Raw genomic sequence first — 15,395 nt, forward strand, 5'->3', positions numbered from 1 at the left:
CGCTAGACCTGCGCGAGCACTTCCTGGATGGCTTCCAGGGTGGCCGGCTTGGTCAGGTGGAGGTCGAAGCCCGCGGCCGCCGTGCGCGCCCGGTCCGCCTCGCCGCCCCAGCCGGTCAGGGCGACCAGCTTGATGCCCGCGTAGGCCGGCTCGGTGCGGATCGCGCTCGCCACCTCGTAGCCGGACATGCCCGGCATGCCCAGGTCGAGGAAGACCACCTGCGGCCGCAGTCCCGGCAGCATGCGCAGGGCCTGGTGGCCGTCGTTCGCCACCGGCGCGCTGTGGCCCAGCAGGTTGAGCAGGGCGGACAGGGTTTCGGCGGCGTCGCGGTTGTCGTCGACCACCAGCACGCTCAGCCCCGCGCCGGCCCCGGCCTCCATGCCGCCGGGCGCATCGTTCGCGGCCTGCGCCGGCTCCTGCGGGGGCGGGTGGCCCTGCTGGGACGCGTGCAGCGGCAGGCGGACGGTGAACACGCTGCCGGCGTTGGTGCCGTCGCTCGCGGCCCGGACGCTGCCGCCGTGCAGCTCGACCAGGCTGCGCACCAGCGACAGGCCGATGCCGAGCCCGCCGGCGCCGGGCTGCTGGCCCTGGCCGACCTGGGTGAACATCTTGAACACGTCTTCCAGCTTGTCCGGCGCGATGCCGATGCCGTTGTCGGAGACGGCGATTACCGCCTGGCCGCCGTCGCGCTCGGCGGCCAGCACGATGCGTCCGCCGCGCGGGGTGTAGCGCGCCGCGTTGTTGAGCAGGTTGCTGATCACCTGGGTCAGGCGGGTGGGGTCGGCGTCCAGCAGCAGGGCCTCGTTCGGCATGCGCACGTCGAGGTAATGGCGGGCCGCCTCGATCTGCGGCATGCTGGTCTCGACCGCGCTCGAGAGCACGGTGGCCAGGTCCACCGGCTCGCGCTTGAGCTCGACCTGGCCGCGCGTGATGCGCGCCACGTCCAGCAGGTCGTCGACCAGGTGCACCAGGTGGCTCAGCTGGCGTTCCATGATGTCGTGCACCCGCGTCACCGCCTGGGCGTCGCCGGGCGCGCGGCGGATGAATTGCAGGCCGCTGCGGATCGGGGCCAGCGGGTTGCGCAGCTCGTGGGCCAGGGTGGCCAGGAATTCGGTCTTGAGGCGGTTGGCCTCCGACAGGTCCGAAGCCATCTTGCGCAACGCGTCCTCGGAGCGGCGCCGTTCGGTGATGTCGCTGAACAGGACCGCCACGCGGCGCCATTCCGGCGGCCCGAGCCGGGTGGCGTAGACGTCGAACCAGCGTCCCAGTTCGCGCGCCTCGTTGACGAAGCGCACAGGCTCGCCGCTCGCCGCCACACGGCCGTAGGTATGGAACCAGTGCGCCTCCAGGCGTGGCGCCATCTGGCGCGCGGTCTTGCCGACCGCGGCGGCCAGCCCGGTGTGCTTGACGAAGGCCGGATTGGTTTCCAGGAAGCGGTAGTCGACAGCCTGGCCGTTGCTGTCGTAAAGCATCTCGATCACGCACAGCCCTTCGTCGACCGAGTCGAACAGGGTGCGGTAGCGCTCCTCCGTCAGCCGCAGCTGCTGTTCGGCTTCGAACTGCCGGGTGGCGTCGATGACCACGCCGCGGATGCGCAGCGCAGCGCCGGAAGCATCCTGGTCCACGTGGCCGCGCGCGATGGCCCAGCGCCAGGCGCCGCCGAGAATGCGCACGCGAAAGGTCACGTCGTAGACGCCACCGCGCGCGATCGCCTCGGCCAGCGCCGCCTGGAGCGGAGGCACATCGTCCGGATGGAGGGCGGCCAGGTAGGCCGCGAGCGGGGCCTCGCCGGCCTCGGCGGGATCGATGCCGAACAGCGCGGCCATGCGGGCGTCGGCGCTGACGCGGTCGGCCGCGATGTCCCAGCTCCATACCGCCAGCTCGGCGGCGGCGATGATGGTCTCGAGCCGGGCCTGGGTATCCATCAGGGCCGACTCGGCGCGCTGGCGCTCGGCCATGCTGTTGAAGGCGTCGATGTAGAAACGCGCCTTGGCCCGGAGGATGGCCGGCGACAGCGGGGCATGCAGGACGGCGATGGCGCCGGCCTCGTAGAGGGCCTCGACCGGCAGCCGGGCCGGGAGTTCGGCCTGCGGCGGCAAGCTGAGGGCGATGATCGGCGTGTGCAGCGAACGCAGGTTGGCGCGCATCAGGCGGATGGTGTTGAGCAGCATGGCCGCGTCGCCCGCATAGCCGGCCAGGATCAGCGCGAAGTCGTGGCTCCTGGCCTGGGCCAGTCCCTCGGCCGCCGTCTGGACGCGCACGATGGCCTGTCCGAGCTCGTCCGAGATCTGCGACACGACCGGGTCGACCCCGGGCCGGTTGCAGATGAAGAGGACGGTGGGGCGTGGACGAGGGGCGGTTTCGCGATGGGACTCAGGCTGCGGCTCGGTCATGTAGGCGTCTGGTCGGAGCCGGGCAGGCAGGCTCCATGGCTGTGATCACTTGGACAATCTAAGCGGGCATCTCCGCGCTGTCAACGTCTGTTTTGCGCGACCCGCGGCGGGTACCCGCGGCGGGCGGTGCGCCCTCCGTTTTGCTTTGCCGGTAGTATCTTTTTCGCTGGTAGCAGCATGCCGGTTCAGAGGAGGAAAGCATGGAAGCAAGGATGGAAAAAAGCACGGCGGCCCACTACGACGTGGCCGAGATCATGGGCGGCCTGTACGGCGACGGCATCATCGCCTGCCGCGGCGCCTTCAGCCGGGAATGGGTCGAGCGCCTCGGCGCCGACATCGCCACGCTGTTCGACGAGGCCCGCGCGCGGCCGGGCGGCGCACTGGAGCGCGGCCCCAACCGCTACTATGTCGAGGTCCACCCCGAGCGCCTGTCGGGCTTCCTCGAGCTCGTTACCCACCCATGGGTGACGGCGGTCTGCCGCGCGGTGCTGGGGCCGGACTACAAGATCGTCGAGATCGGCTTCGACGTGCCCGGACCGGGAGCGATGCACCAGCCCTGGCACCGCGATTTCGCGTCGCCGCCCGAGACCCTGGCCGGCCGGCGTCTGAGTTCGCTCGCCTTCAACCTCACGACCGTCGACGTCACCGAGGACATGGGCCCCTTCGAAATCGCGCCCGGCACCCAGTGGGACGAGCTGGCGGGCGGCGACCCGATGTTCCCGCCGCAGGGCACCTGGTCGCGCTACGAGGAGCGGGCCCAGCGCAAGCTGCCGAAGATGGGCGACATCTCGGCCCGCTCGGCCCTGACCATCCACCGCGGCACCGCCAATATGTCGGACCGTTCGCGCCCGGTGCTGGTGCTCGGCACCGAAGCGCCCGACTGCACCAGCCTGGTCAAGCACGACCTGCAGGTCTCGCGCGCCTTCCACGCCAGCCTGCCGCTGGAAGTGGCGCGCCACCTGAACTGCCGCGTGATGGACGAGCTGGAACCGATCTACCAGGCGCACACGATCGAGGGCCTGCGCATGGGCCTGTCGATGGGGTAGGGAGGGGGCCGCGCACCTGTGGCGCGCGGCCAAGAACTATTCCTGGCCGGATGGCTTGTCCGGAACCGGCTGGGACGGTACGGGCGTCTTGAGGCCCTCGGGGATGGCGTCGGCGATGCCGTTCTTCGGGCCCTGGCCGACGCGGCGCGCCTCGTCCGATTGCTGGTCCAGGTTCACTTCCTCGGCCACGTCGAAGCGGCCGTCCTCGGCGCCGCCCTCGCCGGGCAGCATGTTGTCGGAGCGCTTGTCCTTCCCTCCGCCGAGCACTTCGCTGAAGGGTTCCTTCTGGTGTGCAGACTGTTTTGGGTCGGCCATGCTGTCCTCCTGGAATCGATTCGGGTTGCCCCGATTATCCCTTAGCCACCTGCCCCCGGGCGCACGCTACCGTCCCTTGTCCTTCTGCGGCAGGTTCTTTTCCAGGATCGCCCACAGGATCAGGCCGTAGGCCAGCAGGCGGATCAGGTAGTGCAGCGGCGAATCTTCGCCGCCCTGGTCGCGCAGCACCGCGTACAGGCGGTGCACACCCTGGATCGCGAAGGAGAGCGCGAACCACAGGAAGAAGCGGTCGGCCGAGCTGCGCCAGAAGCGGATGAAGAACAGGGCGATGGTCAGCGAGGCCATCGCGATGGCGCCGCTGAGGAGATCGTTCATTGGATCAATCATTTTCGTAGATCAAGCCGTACAAGAGGAGCAGGCAGGCCAGCAGGGCGCTGATCAGCCGCAGCAGCATGAAGTCGACAGATGGAAACACCACCTTGTCCAGCAGCAGGAACAGGTTGTTGACGGTCATGACCGCGAAGCAGGAGCCGCTCCAGAACAGCAGGCGGTAGCGGGTGCGGCGGTAGCTGCTGAACAGCAGCCAGGCGCAGGCCAGCGAGGTCAGGATGCAGAGGGTGTAGATGATCTCACCCATATCAGGTGTCCTTTCGCAAACGGAAGGCGTCGGCGAATTTCTGTGCCTTCCGGTCGAGGGTGGAATGGATCAGGTGGGTCACTTCCACCAGGTGCCTGGCGTAGAGCTCGGCAAGACGGTCGACCAGCTCGCGCAGCGCCTCGCTGGCCGGCGCATAGCAATAGGCGTGCGCGGCCGGCGCGTCGCAAGGGCGCGCCATGCCCGCAGTGCACAGCTCGTCGAGCAGGCCCTGGGCGACCTTCTCGCGGATGTAGAGCCGTCCGGCCAGCGCCGCGCCGTCCCATTGCTGCCCGGGTGAGGCGCGCAACAGGAGCAGGGCTTCCAGGAACGGTACGGAGGGCACGCTCGTCAGGACGAAGCGCCGCAGGTCCTCCGGGATCTCCGCGTGTGTCATGCGTGAATCATGTGTTTCCGTGAAGGAAATTTTTGATTGGAAAACACAAATTCTAGATCATTCTTTTTTGCAATGCACTTTCAATCGTGCGCGGCTCCATGCGATCGCAATGCTCATCCATATTTTGGCCGGAGATTGCGGTCGGCTAAAATGATCACACCAAGTCTTTGAGTTCGATCATCATGTTCCGTACGATCTTCGCGCGCCTGGCCATGGCCGGCGCGCTGCTCGCCGCCGGCGCCGTCCAGGCAGCCAGCTGCCCCGTCCATTATCTCGACGGCCGCGCGCCGGAAATCCGCAACCCCAAGCTGGCCACCGCCACGCGCGAGCTGTGCTACGGCGTGTTCGGCATCATGCATTCGGGCGTGACCCGCACGCCGCTGTGGTCGGCCGAATACCTGCGCGCGGACAACCTCGAGCGCGCCGAAGGCCTGGACCGCGACAACGCCTTCCACGCCGAGCCGCGCCTGCCCCAGGGCCAGCGCGCCGAGCTGTCCGACTACTCGCGCAGCGGCTTCGACCGCGGCCACCTCGCGCCCAACGGCGACATGCCGGACCGCCGCACCCAGCGCGAGAGCTTCTCTCTGGCCAACATGGTGCCCCAGGACGGCGACCATAACCGCCACATCTGGGCCCCGATCGAGCAAAGCGTGCGCAAGATGGCCAAGCGCGAAGGCGAGCTGTATGTGATTACCGGCCCGGCATTCCTGGGCACCAGCCTGCGCAAGGTCGGCAACGTGCTCGTGCCCAGCCACCTGTACAAGGTGGTGTACAGTCCGCGCCAGAAGGCGGCCGCCGCCTGGTTCGTCGAGAACCGCGCCGATGCGCCCATCCACGTGATCCCGGTGGCCGAGCTGGAACGCATCGTCGGCATCGAGCTCCTGCCTTCGCTCAGCCGGCAGCAGAAGGAGCGCATGCTGAAGCTGCCGAAGATCAAGCAGCGCAAGCCGCGCAACCACGGATACAACTAATCACGGAGTTCGCCCATGAAGCCGAAGAAGACCGCATTCACGCCCTACGCCAACGAAGCCGACGTGCTGGAAGTCGGTAAGCTGATGCTGGAGAACCGCGTCGACCGCATCACGATCTCGGGCGACGTGGACCTGACCGCCGACCAGCGGGGCCTGGCCGCGGCGCGCCGCCTGCACGAGGCGCTGGGCGCGATCGTCGCCGCGCTGGAGGCGCGCGAACTGCCCGAGCGGCTGCCCGCGCCGGACGTCAAGTCGGTAGACAATCCTTTCGCCTGAGCCAGCTTCGATTCCTCCGAAACATGGTGAAAGGACGGCCGGCTTTGCCTCCAATTGTCGGGTGTCAATGGTGCGCAAGCCCGAGCGGGATTGGGGTACGCTCGACCAGCATAGCGCCTGAAAAGACGCGCGCAATTCGAAGGGCTGCGCCGGATCCTCCAGCGCCGCCGCGACACCAAACGGAGGAACGATCATGCAACATACGCTTGTAGCAGTGTTCGACAACCGCACCGACGCACAGAACGCCATGAACGAACTGATGTCGTCGAACTTTTCCCGTGAAAACGTGCGCCTGTCCACCTCGGACACCAGCGGCGCCGCCGGGACCACCGATGTCCGCACCACCACCGATACGGACGAAGGCATCGGCTCCAGCATCAAGCATTTCTTCAGCGACCTGTTCGGCAGCGACGACAGCACGAGCGCCAGCCGCTACGAAACCGCGGTCAGCGGCGGCCGCCACGTCCTGACCCTGACCGCCGATTCGCTGCCCGAAGTCGAGCGCGCCGCCGACATCGTCGAGCGCTACGGCCCGACCGACATCGACGAGCATTCGGACCGTAGCGGCTCGATGGCCGGCGCCGGCATGACCGGCGCCATGGCCGGCTCGAGCGGCCTGCAGCAGTCGTCCTCGATGTCGGCGCAGTCGGCCTCGCAAGGCGCGAACCTGCAGGGCACCCGGCAGCGCACCGATTCGCTGCAGCGCGACACGGCCGCCATGGGCTCCACCTCGAGCACCGCGTCGATCCCGGTGGTGGAAGAGCAGCTGAGGGTCGGCAAGCGCGAAGTGCAGCGCGGCGGCGTGCGCATCTTCTCGCGCGTGATCGAAACCCCGGTCAATGAAAGCATCGGTCTGCGCGAAGAGCATGTGAACGTGGAACGCCATCGCGTCGACCAGCCGATCAATCCGAACGACGCCACTGCGTTCAAGGAGCAGACCATCGAGATGCGCGAGACCGCCGAGGAAGCGGTGGTGCAGAAGACCGCCCGCGTGGTCGAGGAAGTGACGGTCGGCAAGCAAGTCAGCGAACGCCAGCAACAGGTCAAGGACACGGTGCGCCACACCGAAGTCGAAGTCGAGCGCCTGGGCGCCACCGGCAACATGCGCGACGACGACAGCTACTACCGCAGCCACTTCACCAGTAACTACGGCAGCACGGGCGCGTCGTACGACGATTACGCGCCGGCCTATTCCTACGGCAGCTCGATGCGCGGCGACAGCCGCTACGCCGACCGCAAGTGGGACGATGTGGAGAACGACCTGCGCACCGACTGGGAATCGCGCAACGCGGGCGGCCCCTCGACCTGGGAGAAGATGAAGGCGGCGGTACGCCGGGGCTGGGACCGCATGACCGACGATGACGACGACAACTACTACCGCAGCCATTACACCAGCACCTATGGCAGCGTGGGCGGTTCGTATGACGACTATGCGCCGGCCTATTCCTACGGCTCGCAGATGCGCAGCGATAGCCGCTACGCGAACCGCCAGTGGGACGACGTCGAAAACGACCTGCGCACCGACTGGGAAACCCGCAATGCCGGCCGCACCGGGTCGACCTGGGAAAACATGAAGGCGGCGGTACGCCGCGGCTGGGACCGCATGACCGACAACGACGACGATTACTACCGCAGCCACTACACCAGCAACTACAGCTCGCTGGGCGGTTCGTACGAGGATTATGCGCCGGCCTATTCCTATGGCAGCCAGATGCGCAGCGACAGCCGATACGCCAACCGCCCGTGGGACGATGTCGAGAGCGACCTGCGCAGCGACTGGGAAACCCGTTATCCGGGCTCGACCTGGGAGCGCATGAAGGCCGCCGTGCGCCGTGGCTGGGACCGCATGACCGACGACAACAGCAGCTCGCGCACCTACTAAGCTGCCCTTGAGCCCGGCCACGCCGGGCTGCACCATCACGGCGCCTGCGGGCGCCGTTTTCGTTTGCGGAAACCCGCTGTCGCCGCTCTGGCGACATGGCGGGCACAGCTGGGCAGCCGCGCGCCCGCCCGGACGCGATTGGAGTAATCTCGATTCAACGGTCCAGCGAACGAGGAGCCCACCCGATGTCCAGCACCATTCCCGAACCCCAGCCGCAGGAAGGCACGCAGCCAGGTCTCTCCATTCCGGTGATCGAGGAAAGGCTCGAAGTGGGCACCCGCGTCGCCGAGACCGGCCGCGGCGTACGGATCCACAAGACGGTATCGGAACAGCCGGTGACCATCGACGAGCGCCTGGCGCGCGAGGAGGTGGAAGTCAGGCATGTTCCCGTGGACCGCATCGTCGCCGCCGACCAGGCGCCGGCGACCCGCTACGAAGGCGAGACCCTGGTGGTGCCGGTTCTGGAGGAGGTGCTGGTGGTCGAACGCCGCCTGCGCATCAAGGAAGAACTGCACATCACCCGTGTCCGGCGCGAGGAGCGCTACCAGGACGAGGTCATGCTCAAGTCCGAGCAGGTCCACGTCGAACGCTTCGATGAGCCGGCCGAGGCAAGCAGGCCAGGCACGCCGCCGGCGTCATGACAACCACCATCACGGAGGAAACGACCATGCAACATACACTTGTAGCCGTGTTCGATAACCGGACCGACGCGCAGAACGCCATGAACGAATTGCTGTCGTCGGGATTCTCCAAAGGGGAAGTACGTTTGTCGAACGCCGACCCGACCGGCCAGACGGACAGCGCGACCGGCGAATCCGACATCGCCGGCGACCGCGACCTGGCCCACGACCGCGCCGGCGATTCCAGCAGCCTGGGCATCGCCGCCAGCATCAAGCATTTCTTCAGCGACCTGTTCGGCAGCGACAATCCGGACCACGTCAGCCGCTACGAAGGCGCGGTGACCCGCGGGCACCACGTGCTGACCGTGACCGCCTCCTCCCTGCCGGAAGTCGAGCGCGCCGCCGACATCGTCGAGCGCTACGGCCCGACCGACATCGACGAGCAGGCTTCCGGCTTCGGAGAGGTGCCGTCCGGCGCCGGCGCGATGCGCATGGGGACCAGCAGCGGCATGCAGGCGGCGCCGATGTCGCAGCAGTCCGCGTCCTCCCAGTCCGCGGCCGCCCCGGTGCAGAGCCAGCAGCGCGTGCAGGACCAGGCCCTGGACAACCCGGGCGACCGCAAGCTGTTCCAGCAGCAGTCGCTGAACCAGGCCGAGCCGATGGGCACCACCTACCAGGAGCCGATGGGCAAGAGCGGCCTGAGCGCGACAGGCGGCACCTCGCTGCACGGCTCGACCCTGCAGGAGAACCCGGTCCAGGGATCGTCGCTCGAAGGCACCCCGCAGGGGCTGGGCACGGGCGGCTCGATCCAGGGCTCGTCGACCGGCAACCCGGTCCGTTCGGATTCCCAGCAATATGCGGGCGTCCCGGCGTCGGGCGCATCGCGCCTGGCCTCGCAGCAGCGCGGCGGCTCGCGCATCTATTCGCGCGGCGACATGGGACAATCGGGCTACTCGACGGGGGCGGACATCGACGACGACACCTACTTCCGCGAGCATTTCAGCTCCACCTACGGCGCCGACAGCTCCTATGACGACTACGCCCCGGCCTACCGCTACGGCAGCCAGATGCGCGGCGACAGCCGCTATCGCAGCCGCCAGTGGGACGAGGTCGAGAACGATCTGCGCAGCGACTGGGAAACGCGTAATCCCGGTTCCACCTGGGAGAAAATGAAGTCCGCCGTCCGCCGCGGCTGGGACCGCATGACCGGCGACGATGACGACGCCTACTACCGCAGCCACTACAGCTCGGCCTACGCGAGCAGCGGCAAGAGCTACGACGAGGTCGCACCGGCCTACGCCTACGGCAATGAGATGGCGCGCAGCGAGATCTACCGCAACCGCCCCTGGGACGAGGCCATGCCCAGCCTGCGCAGCGACTGGGAAAGCCGCAACGGCACGACGGCCACGGGCGGGACCTCCGCCACCGGCTCCGCATGGGAAGACATGAAGGACGCAGTGCGCCATGGCTGGAACCGCATGACCGGCGCCCTGTCGGACGATGACGACAGCTACTACCGCAACCACTACACCTCGACCTACGGCACGAGCGGGGAGTCCTACGACACCTACCGTCCGGCCTACGAGTACGGCAGCTCGATGCACCGCAACCCGCAGTACAGCAACCGGGCCTGGGACGACGAGCTCGAGAACGAGCTGCGCAGCGGCTGGCAGAGCCGTTATCCGGGCGGCCCGAGCACCTGGGACAAGGTCAAGGAAGCGGTGCGTCACGGCTGGAACCGCCTGACCTATTGACGGCGACTGGTACGGCTGGAAAGCATAGCGGCGCCCGAGGGCGCCGCTTTTTCTACTGCGTCGGTACGTTGATTTACTGCGCGAAGGCCTCGGCCGCCGGCGTGATCTTCACCGCTTCCGGCTTGATGCCCAGCTTCATCGAGCCGATCATCCGGTCTTCATCCAGCAGGGACTGCGGCTTGTTGGCGTCGTAGGTGATCGGCGAGAAGGCGTCGCTCACCAGCTTATCCTTCAGACCGGCCGCATCCTTGGTGATGATCACCACCGACAGGTTCTTCGCCGACAGGTGGCGCTTGATCGCCGCATTGACCTCGGCCGCCGTGAGCTTGCCCAGGCCGTCGCGCATCATGCGGGTGAATTCCGGCGTGTTGTACCACTGGGCGTCGAGGGCGTAGCCCAGCTGCTGGTCCTGGGTCGCGGTCATCACGAACACGTTCTTCATCAGGTAGTCGCGGGTGGTGGCGAAATCCTGCTCGCTCAGGCCCTGGTCGACCAGCCTGCCCAGTTCGTGCAGAGCGACACGCAGCGCGAAATGGCCGTTCTGCGGCGCCACCGGGCGGATCCAGACTTCGAACAGCTGCGCCTTGCGGCCCAGGTTCGGGTTCGGGAAGAACTGGAACATGCCGCGCGGGAAGGCCTCGATATAGGCATAGTCGCCATAGTTCATGCCGCGCTCTTCGCGGATGCGCTGGTACAGGCGGGCGCTCGAGGCGCGGTGCTCGCCCAGCCAGGTCTTGGCCAGCCACAGGGCCGGGAAGTCCGGGTGCGCACGGGTGACGGCGATCGGCAGGCCGAAGGAAATCGCGGTGGCGCGGGTGTTCTTCTCCACGATTTCCACTTCCAGGCCGTTCGGCATGCGCCCGCGCGGCGCCGTGGTGGCCGCCAGGCCGGCGCCTGGCGCCAGGCGCGCGAGCTGGGTCTTGAGCGAAGCGACCATCTGGTCCGAGACGTCGCCCGAGATGCCCACGCGCACGGCGCCTTGCGCATACGCCTGGCGGTAGAAGGCCTTCACGTCGTCCAGGGTGATCGCGTCCAGGCCCTTGACCGTGCCCAGCACCGGGTGGCCATAGGGCGTGCCGGCGAAGACATTGGCCTGCAGGCGCTCCTTGCCGAACTCCTCCTCGTTGTTGTCCTTCAGGTCCAGCACCAGGGCGTTGCGCTGGGCATCCTTCAGGCGGCGGAAGTCCTCTTCGCGGAAACCCGGATCGACCAGCAGCGGCATGGCGATGGCCATGAAGCTGTTCCAGTTGTCCTTGTGGGTGGAACCGGTGAAGGTGGTCATTTCCTTGTCGGTCTGCTCGGTGAAGCTGCCGGCCAGCGGGAACAGGGCCTTGGTCACCTCGTCGATCTTGCGCTCGCGCGAACCGGCGCTGGCGACCATGGCGGCGGTGAGGGCGGCCAGGCCTTCCTTGCCTTGCGGGTCATGGGCCGAACCGGCCGCGAACAGCAGCTTGAAGCGGATCTGCGGCAGGGCCGATTTCTGCACCAGCACGTCGAAGTTCGCGGCGCCGGCCTTGGGCGCGAAATCGGCCAGCTTCGGCAGGGCCTCGATGCCGGCCGGCAGGGCGTCGTGCGCCAGGGTGGTCACGACCATGGAGTCGTCGACCAGGTACTTGCGCGCGGCGGCCTGCAGGTCGGCCGGCGTCAGGCTGTCCACCACGCGGTAGTAGCGGTTCAGGGTGCCGTAGGAACGGTCGAAATGCACATAGGACGCCAGGGTCGAGGCAATCTGCTCGGTGTTGTCCAGCGAGCGGATCAGGCCGTATTTCTGGGCCGACTTGGCGTCTTCCAGCGCCTGGGCCGTCACCGGCTCGTCGCGCAGCCTGGCCACGGTCTGCAGGATGGCGTCGCGCACATACAAAGTATCGAGCGGCTGCTTGACGCGGGCGCCGATGGTGGCCAGGGTCGGATCGACCCGGTTCGGGGCGTAGTCGAACAGCTGGTCGACCTTCTGCTCATCCTGCACCAGGCGCTTGTACAGCGGCGAGGTGCGCCCGAAAGACAGCGAGAGCAGCATCGACAGCGCGGCCTGGTCCTTGGCCTTGTCCGAGAACGCCGGGGCGCGGAAGGCGACCGTCACCAGCGGTAGGGTCGGGGTCTGCCAGGCCACGTGGCGGTACTGGGCGCCGCGCGGGGCCGGCTCGGCCGGGACCGGTGCCTTGTAGCTGCCGCGTTTCCACCCGGACCAGTATTTTTCGACCATGGCGATGGCCTTGGCCGGCTCGACGTCGCCGGCGATGATCACGGTGGTCTTCTCCGGCCGGTACCAGCGGTCGAAGAACACCTTCGAATACTCGTACTGGTTGGGCATGTCCTCGATGTCCTTGAGGAAGCCCATGGTGGTGTGCTTGTAGGTGTGGGTGGTGAAGGCGGCGTCGCGCTGCACCTCGAACAGCTTCTGCATCGGGTTCGCGCTGTTCTTGTTGTATTCGCCCAGCACGGCCCGCGACTCGGTCTTGAACGCCTCGACCGGATAGGACAGGTGCTGGAAGCGGTCGGCCTCGACCTTCAGCACGGTTTCCAGGTCCTGCTTGGCGAAGGTGGTGTAGTAATTGGTCAGGTCGTCGCTGGTGTAGGCGTTCTGGCGCGCACCTGCCTCCGTGATGATCTTCTGGTACTTCTCCGGTGGATAGCTTGGCGTCCCGCGGAACATCATGTGCTCGAAGAAGTGGGCGAAGCCCGACTTGCCCGGCTCGATTTCGTTGCGCGAACCGGTCTGCACCGGGATCTGGACCGAGACCAGGTTCGGGAAGCCGGTCGGCACCACGATCACCTTGAGGCCGTTCGGCAGGGTTTTTTCGGTGGCCTTGAAAGGCAGGACGTCGCCGGCGGCGCTCTTGGCGGGGGCGGCATGGGCCGGCGCGGCCAGCAGCAGGGCCGGGATCAGCGTCGCGAGCGTGGTGCGCGACAGGGTCGAGGTGAACACGTTGTCTCCTTGGAAAATACGCTAAGCGCGCAGCATAGAATATTCGACAAGGAAAGAACAGCAGTATCAGCCATGCATATGCAGGGTGGGCGGCGCAGGTCTTTACGCCGCTTCGCTCATCGGCAGGCTGATGCGGTTGCGGCCCAGGTGCTTGGCCCGGTACAGGGCGGCGTCGGCGATGGCGACCAGCTGGCTGGCGTTGTTGTCCGGCCCCGCGATGGCGGTGGCGGCGCCGATCGACACCGTCACATGCTTGCCGGGCGCGAAGCGGCAGGGCAGCTGGAGCTGCTCGACCCGCGCGCGGATGCGCTCGGCGACGATGGCCGCGCCCTTGAGCGACTGGTTGGGCAGGATCACGGCGAACTCCTCGCCGCCGTAGCGCGCCACCAGGTCGTTGGCCCGCATCTCGCTCGCCACCGCCCTGGCGACGCGCTTCAGGCATTCGTCGCCGCCCAGATGGCCGTGGGCGTCGTTATAGGCCTTGAAGTTGTCCACGTCGACCATCAGCAGCGACAGCGGCTGCTGCTGGCGCAGCGCGCGGGCCCACTCGGCGTGCAGGGTGTCGTCGAAGCAGCGGCGGTTGGCCAGCCCGGTCAGGCCGTCGCGGGTGGCCAGCTGCTCCAGGGCGACCTGGGCCATCTTTTCGTCGGTCAGGTCGCGCAGGGTCTCGACCACGGCCGACAGGCGCCCGCCCCCGTCGAAGATGGGACTGGCGTCGGCCGCCAGGTAGCGCCGCCGCCCGGCGCGCGGCATGTCGCACCAGCTTTCGACCGACAGGCCGGCCGGCGAGGCCGGGTGCGCACCGCCGTGTCCGTCGTGGTGAGCGCCCTCGCGCGGATAGATGCCGCGCGCCGTTTCGGCGCGGCCCTGCAGCACCAGGTCGGCCAGGGTGGGCTGGGGCTGCTCGTAGAAGCTGCGCCAGTGGTCGGTGGTGCCCAGCACCTCGTCCGCCGGCACGCCGGTGAGATGCTCGCAGGCGCGGTTCCAGATCATCACCCGCGAGCGCGTATCCAGCACGAACACGGGCACCGACAGGCTCTCCATCAGCTGGCCGACGAAGGCCACGTCCTGGACCATGGTGAGCGGACCAGGCGCCGGGGCGGCGAGCTGGCTGGCTGTCGGAGGAAGGGTGCTGATCATGTGCCGTCCTTTGCAGTCGCGGTAAGCAGCCGGATGGCCGCTGCTAGGAAGCAATTCTGCTACCGCGGATAGAACGACCTATTGATTTTCAGCAAGAATACAGGCGTGCTCCAGTGCGCGGCCGCTCAGGCCAGTTCGGCAACCTCCCGGGCTGGAATGCTGAGCGTCATTCGCCGCCGGCCCGGCGCCGGCTCGGCCAGGCGCAGGCTGGCGCCCAGCGCATGGAGGCGCTCCCGCAGCTCGTCGGGCAGGCTGTCTTCCGCGATCGCCGCGTCGCCGTCGAGCTGCAGGCTCAGGCGGTCGGCGCCCTCGGCCAGCCGCACGTGCAGCTCGGCGGCGCCCCGGCGCCCGGCGCTGGCCGCCACTTCCTGCAGCACCCGGAACACGGCCAGCCGGGCGGCGCGCTCGGCCGGCGGCGCGGCCGGGTCGGTGCCGGCGTCGAAACGGTAGCGCAGGCCGGACAAGCGGGACTGGTCCTGCAGCACATGCTGCAGTGCCTGGCGCAGTCCTTCCTGCCGGCCGATCGGACGCAGGGCGCCGGCAACGGCCCGGACCGCCGTGATCGCGCCGTCGATGTTGGCGAGGGCGCCGTCGAGGCGGCTCGCCAGCTGGGGCGCGGCGTCGGCGCCGTCCTGCAGGCAGCTGAGTTCGGCCCGCAAGCGGCTCAGGCGGCTGCCAAGCTGGTCGTTCAGGTCGCGCGCGATGCGGGAGCGCTCGCCTTCGCGCACGCCTTCCTGGCGCCGCACCAGCCGGCACAGCACGTCGTGGTGCTCGGCCAGCGCCTGGTCCGCATGGCTGCGCGCTTCGCGCTCGGCGGCGAGCTGCAGCTGCAGGGCATGGGCGCGTTCCTCGGTGCCGAGGCTGCGCCGCAGGCCGAGGAAGGCCAGCAGCAGCGCCGCCAGCGTCACCAGCGCGCAGGCCAGCAGCTCCGGAGGCACCGCACGCAGTGCGGCCGGGACGGGCAAACCGGCCCAGGCCGCGGAGGGGGCGGCTGCGAACAGGGCGGCTAGGAATGCAGAGGGCTTGGTCATGGCGTCCTTCTTACGCGATTCGGAATGTTCCGCAAGACTTCGGTAAGAA

At 68.0% G+C, this 15,395-nt stretch carries 14 protein-coding genes; 6 read left to right on the forward strand and 8 right to left on the reverse strand.

What is annotated here, in order from left to right; translation table 11 throughout:
- Positions 1–2: 2 nt before the first annotated feature.
- Positions 3–2,393 carry an ATP-binding protein gene (locus J8847_RS13585; RefSeq protein WP_211525248.1) on the reverse strand — a complete coding sequence of 797 codons (2,391 nt, stop codon included), beginning with the start codon at positions 2,391–2,393 and terminating at the stop codon, positions 3–5.
- A gap of 200 nt (positions 2,394–2,593) precedes the next feature.
- Here J8847_RS13585 and J8847_RS13590 point away from each other — a divergent pair, with 200 nt between their 5' ends.
- Positions 2,594–3,439: a phytanoyl-CoA dioxygenase family protein gene (locus J8847_RS13590; RefSeq protein WP_229429785.1), complete on the forward strand. Its 846-nt coding sequence runs from the start codon at positions 2,594–2,596 to the stop codon at positions 3,437–3,439.
- A gap of 36 nt (positions 3,440–3,475) precedes the next feature.
- Here J8847_RS13590 and J8847_RS13595 read toward each other — a convergent pair whose 3' ends face one another.
- From J8847_RS13595 to J8847_RS13610, 4 genes are all read right to left on the reverse strand, one after another.
- Positions 3,476–3,754, reverse strand: a complete 279-nt coding sequence (locus J8847_RS13595; RefSeq protein WP_211525249.1) for a hypothetical protein — start codon at positions 3,752–3,754, stop codon at positions 3,476–3,478.
- 66 nt (positions 3,755–3,820) lie between these two features.
- Complete coding sequence (locus tag J8847_RS13600) at positions 3,821–4,090, reverse strand: DUF5985 family protein (RefSeq protein WP_211525250.1); 270 nt, start codon at positions 4,088–4,090, stop codon at positions 3,821–3,823.
- Positions 4,091–4,094: 4 nt separating this feature from the next.
- Positions 4,095–4,352, reverse strand: a complete 258-nt coding sequence (locus tag J8847_RS13605; RefSeq protein WP_211525251.1) for a DUF5985 family protein — start codon at positions 4,350–4,352, stop codon at positions 4,095–4,097.
- A 1-nt stretch (position 4,353) separates the two neighbouring features.
- Positions 4,354–4,746: a hypothetical protein gene (locus J8847_RS13610; protein ID WP_211525252.1), complete on the reverse strand. Its 393-nt coding sequence runs from the start codon at positions 4,744–4,746 to the stop codon at positions 4,354–4,356.
- 182 nt (positions 4,747–4,928) lie between these two features.
- Between J8847_RS13610 and J8847_RS13615 the strand changes: the two genes are divergently transcribed.
- From J8847_RS13615 to J8847_RS13635, 5 genes are all read left to right on the forward strand, one after another.
- Positions 4,929–5,717, forward strand: coding sequence for a DNA/RNA non-specific endonuclease (locus J8847_RS13615; protein WP_211525253.1), 789 nt, complete (start codon positions 4,929–4,931; stop codon positions 5,715–5,717).
- A 15-nt stretch (positions 5,718–5,732) separates the two neighbouring features.
- On the forward strand, positions 5,733–5,993 hold the full coding sequence (locus J8847_RS13620; protein ID WP_211525254.1) for a hypothetical protein: 261 nt from the start codon (positions 5,733–5,735) through the stop codon (positions 5,991–5,993).
- A 193-nt stretch (positions 5,994–6,186) separates the two neighbouring features.
- Positions 6,187–7,875, forward strand: a complete 1,689-nt coding sequence (locus tag J8847_RS13625) for a YsnF/AvaK domain-containing protein (protein WP_229512805.1) — start codon at positions 6,187–6,189, stop codon at positions 7,873–7,875.
- A gap of 185 nt (positions 7,876–8,060) precedes the next feature.
- Positions 8,061–8,516 carry a DUF2382 domain-containing protein gene (locus J8847_RS13630; RefSeq protein ID WP_211525255.1) on the forward strand — a complete coding sequence of 152 codons (456 nt, stop codon included), beginning with the start codon at positions 8,061–8,063 and terminating at the stop codon, positions 8,514–8,516.
- A 26-nt stretch (positions 8,517–8,542) separates the two neighbouring features.
- The gene (locus J8847_RS13635) at positions 8,543–10,249 is read left to right on the forward strand and encodes a hypothetical protein (protein ID WP_211525256.1); all 1,707 of its coding nucleotides are present in this window, start codon (positions 8,543–8,545) and stop codon (positions 10,247–10,249) included.
- A gap of 73 nt (positions 10,250–10,322) precedes the next feature.
- On the opposite strand, the gene J8847_RS13640 is transcribed toward J8847_RS13635, so the two are convergent.
- The 3 genes from J8847_RS13640 to J8847_RS13650 form a co-directional block, all read right to left on the reverse strand.
- Positions 10,323–13,175 (reverse strand): pitrilysin family protein, encoded by a 2,853-nt coding sequence (locus J8847_RS13640; protein WP_211525257.1) that lies wholly within the window; start codon positions 13,173–13,175, stop codon positions 10,323–10,325.
- A gap of 102 nt (positions 13,176–13,277) precedes the next feature.
- Positions 13,278–14,219, reverse strand: a complete 942-nt coding sequence (locus J8847_RS13645) for a diguanylate cyclase (RefSeq protein WP_373999901.1) — start codon at positions 14,217–14,219, stop codon at positions 13,278–13,280.
- Positions 14,220–14,440: 221 nt separating this feature from the next.
- Complete coding sequence (locus J8847_RS13650; protein WP_211525258.1) at positions 14,441–15,346, reverse strand: histidine kinase; 906 nt, start codon at positions 15,344–15,346, stop codon at positions 14,441–14,443.
- Positions 15,347–15,395 lie beyond the last annotated feature (49 nt).

Source organism: Massilia sp. AB1, assembly GCF_018119385.1.
In the GTDB taxonomy this organism is placed as follows: Bacteria; Pseudomonadota; Gammaproteobacteria; order Burkholderiales; family Burkholderiaceae_D; genus Telluria.

Bases quoted from the DNA above. Each gene is read 5' to 3' on its own strand.
- J8847_RS13590 (WP_229429785.1), top strand. From the start codon at position 2,594: ATGGAAGCAAGGATGGAAAAAAGCACGGCGGCCCACTACGACGTGGCC.
- J8847_RS13625 (WP_229512805.1), top strand. From the start codon at position 6,187: ATGCAACATACGCTTGTAGCAGTGTTCGACAACCGCACCGACGCACAG.
- J8847_RS13635 (WP_211525256.1), top strand. From the start codon at position 8,543: ATGCAACATACACTTGTAGCCGTGTTCGATAACCGGACCGACGCGCAG.
- J8847_RS13585 (WP_211525248.1), bottom strand. From the start codon at position 2,393: ATGACCGAGCCGCAGCCTGAGTCCCATCGCGAAACCGCCCCTCGTCCA.
- J8847_RS13610 (WP_211525252.1), bottom strand. From the start codon at position 4,746: ATGACACACGCGGAGATCCCGGAGGACCTGCGGCGCTTCGTCCTGACG.
- J8847_RS13595 (WP_211525249.1), bottom strand. From the start codon at position 3,754: ATGGCCGACCCAAAACAGTCTGCACACCAGAAGGAACCCTTCAGCGAA.
- J8847_RS13615 (WP_211525253.1), top strand. From the start codon at position 4,929: ATGTTCCGTACGATCTTCGCGCGCCTGGCCATGGCCGGCGCGCTGCTC.
- J8847_RS13600 (WP_211525250.1), bottom strand. From the start codon at position 4,090: ATGAACGATCTCCTCAGCGGCGCCATCGCGATGGCCTCGCTGACCATC.
- J8847_RS13650 (WP_211525258.1), bottom strand. From the start codon at position 15,346: ATGACCAAGCCCTCTGCATTCCTAGCCGCCCTGTTCGCAGCCGCCCCC.
- J8847_RS13645 (WP_373999901.1), bottom strand. From the start codon at position 14,219: ATGGAGAGCCTGTCGGTGCCCGTGTTCGTGCTGGATACGCGCTCGCGG.
- J8847_RS13630 (WP_211525255.1), top strand. From the start codon at position 8,061: ATGTCCAGCACCATTCCCGAACCCCAGCCGCAGGAAGGCACGCAGCCA.
- J8847_RS13620 (WP_211525254.1), top strand. From the start codon at position 5,733: ATGAAGCCGAAGAAGACCGCATTCACGCCCTACGCCAACGAAGCCGAC.
- J8847_RS13605 (WP_211525251.1), bottom strand. From the start codon at position 4,352: ATGGGTGAGATCATCTACACCCTCTGCATCCTGACCTCGCTGGCCTGC.